Origin of the sequence: Nocardia sp. NPDC060220 (assembly GCF_042727815.1) — a bacterium.
Classification (GTDB): Bacteria; Actinomycetota; Actinomycetes; order Mycobacteriales; family Mycobacteriaceae; genus Nocardia.
Genome location: NZ_JBHWZY010001161.1, coordinates 1 through 1725, shown reverse-complemented (window position 1 = coordinate 1725; position 1725 = coordinate 1). Strand labels below are relative to the sequence as shown.

Below are 1725 nucleotides of genomic sequence, written 5' to 3'. Positions count from 1 at the left end.
TGCAACGTCCGGACTGCCGTGCCTGATGACGCCGCACAGGTCGATGAAACCGAGGTCCCGCCTGACCTCCAGCGACACATGGGCGTCGGTCCAGACACCAAGACCTCCGCCACAACCGGACAACCAGGCTCGAAATTCCGCACATGGCACAACTCATCGAAGACTTATGTGAGCAGACCCAGCAGGATCAGTTGGGTCCGGTGCGAACCACCCACCCGGTCGAACGCTACCCGAGACGCGAGCACGTCCCCGATGCTGACACGGCTCCCCGACCACTCTTTTTAGAGGGACTTTCTACTCTATTTGCCTATCGGTAACTGTGATGAGGTTGGGCCCGTCGAACGCTCCACCCCGCCGACAGTGAGGTGTTCAGGTGATGATTGCCCCTCGAGTTGCGTGTGCCGCCCGCCCGGACATCGGCGACAGCGCAGCCGATATCGCCACCAGTGGCGCCGTGCGCTACTTCGCCGATGCGACCACTCCGTCCTATGTCCGCGGGCGGACTCGATAGCTCATCGCGCCAGATCGTTCCAGCCTGGTGCGATCTCGCCATCACCTTCCCATCCGTGCCGTGCCCGCAGACATGGCTTCGACCGAAGGCAGGACATCCGATGCACAAACAGATCTCGGACCCGGCCGGTGCGCGCCGGTTCACTCGCGCCTCGGCAGACATCGGGTTCGCCCGTCGGCGCCGGCCTCCGGCCGTCAGGACCGCTATCGGCTATGTGCGTGCCGACCTGACCGGTCCGAGCCGACCGCAGTGCGAATCACTGATCCGTACCACCGCGACCGATCTCGGCTACGAGCTCCTCGGGACTCTGATACTCACGGCGACACCGTTGGCCCGATTACAGTTCCTCGTCACCGAGCTCGCCGTCGATGTGGTGTTGTGCCCCACGTTCATCCACCTCGATGGCCAGGTGCCCGCCGACCTGCTGAACGTCACCGATGTGATCGTCATCGACCCGCCCATCACCTACTGCCGACGGGCCCCCCAGCTCCTGGACTGAGCAATTCCGGGTCAATCCCGGGGCTGCACCGTGCCGGCGCGGAAGTCATCGAGCGGGCGCCTCTGTGCTATCCGGTTCAGCGTCGAGGCGGCCGAACTCACAGAGCCTCACCTCGGTTCGTTGCCGAGCACGATCAAGGCTCTGGTCTGCTACATGACCCGTTCCGCCGGCTGAACGAGGACTGGACCGATGGGGTCCCCGCCCGGGTCACTCAGGACCACACGCATCCGGTCACGCGGCGTTCGCGGAAGCGATCGAGGCGAAGGTAACTGGCATCGCCGCCGGTCCACGCAAGGTGACGTGCTCGCGGTAGCTCGGTGGATCGCTGACCAGGCGGGGGGCGATGACCCGACGGGCGAAGCAGTTGATGGCGACGGTGGCTTCGAGCCGAGCCAGCGGGGCACCGAGGCAGAAGTGCTGGCCGAGACCGAAGGCGAGATGACGATTCGCACGGGCGGGGTCGAATCGATCGGGGTCGGCGAACACCGCCGGATCACGGTTGGCCGCGGCGAGGAGCATGACGATGAAGTCACCGGCCGCGATGGTGATATCCGGGAGCTGGATGGCCTCGCGGGCGATGCGGGGAACCAGCTGGACCGGCTGGTCGGCGGGGTGGGCCTGCGGCGCGGGCGGCGCGACGCCCAGCACCTGAGGGTGGGGGAGTCCCTGGACTTCTGGCGGGTCGAGGAGATCGAGCAGGGCCACCTGCTGCGGC

At 66.1% G+C, this 1725-nt stretch carries 4 protein-coding genes; 3 read left to right on the top strand and 1 reads right to left on the bottom strand.

What is annotated here, in order from left to right:
- Positions 1 to 376 precede the first annotated feature (376 nt).
- A complete protein-coding gene (locus ACFWF3_RS34810; protein ID WP_379318321.1) occupies positions 377 to 511 on the top strand; it encodes a hypothetical protein in 135 nt (44 codons plus the stop codon).
- 100 nt (positions 512 to 611) lie between these two features.
- Positions 612 to 1010: a hypothetical protein gene (locus ACFWF3_RS34805; protein ID WP_379318319.1), complete on the top strand. Its 399-nt coding sequence runs from the start codon at positions 612 to 614 to the stop codon at positions 1008 to 1010.
- A gap of 231 nt (positions 1011 to 1241) precedes the next feature.
- Here ACFWF3_RS34805 and ACFWF3_RS34800 read toward each other — a convergent pair whose 3' ends face one another.
- Entirely contained in the window at positions 1242 to 1553 is a 312-nt protein-coding gene (locus tag ACFWF3_RS34800; protein ID WP_379318325.1) for a cytochrome P450, read from the bottom strand.
- Here ACFWF3_RS34800 and ACFWF3_RS34795 point away from each other — a divergent pair.
- Positions 1449 to 1725 (top strand): DUF2867 domain-containing protein (locus ACFWF3_RS34795; protein WP_379318323.1); only part of this gene is annotated, 277 nt, incomplete at its 3' end. The two genes, ACFWF3_RS34800 and ACFWF3_RS34795, sit on opposite strands and share 105 nt — an antisense overlap.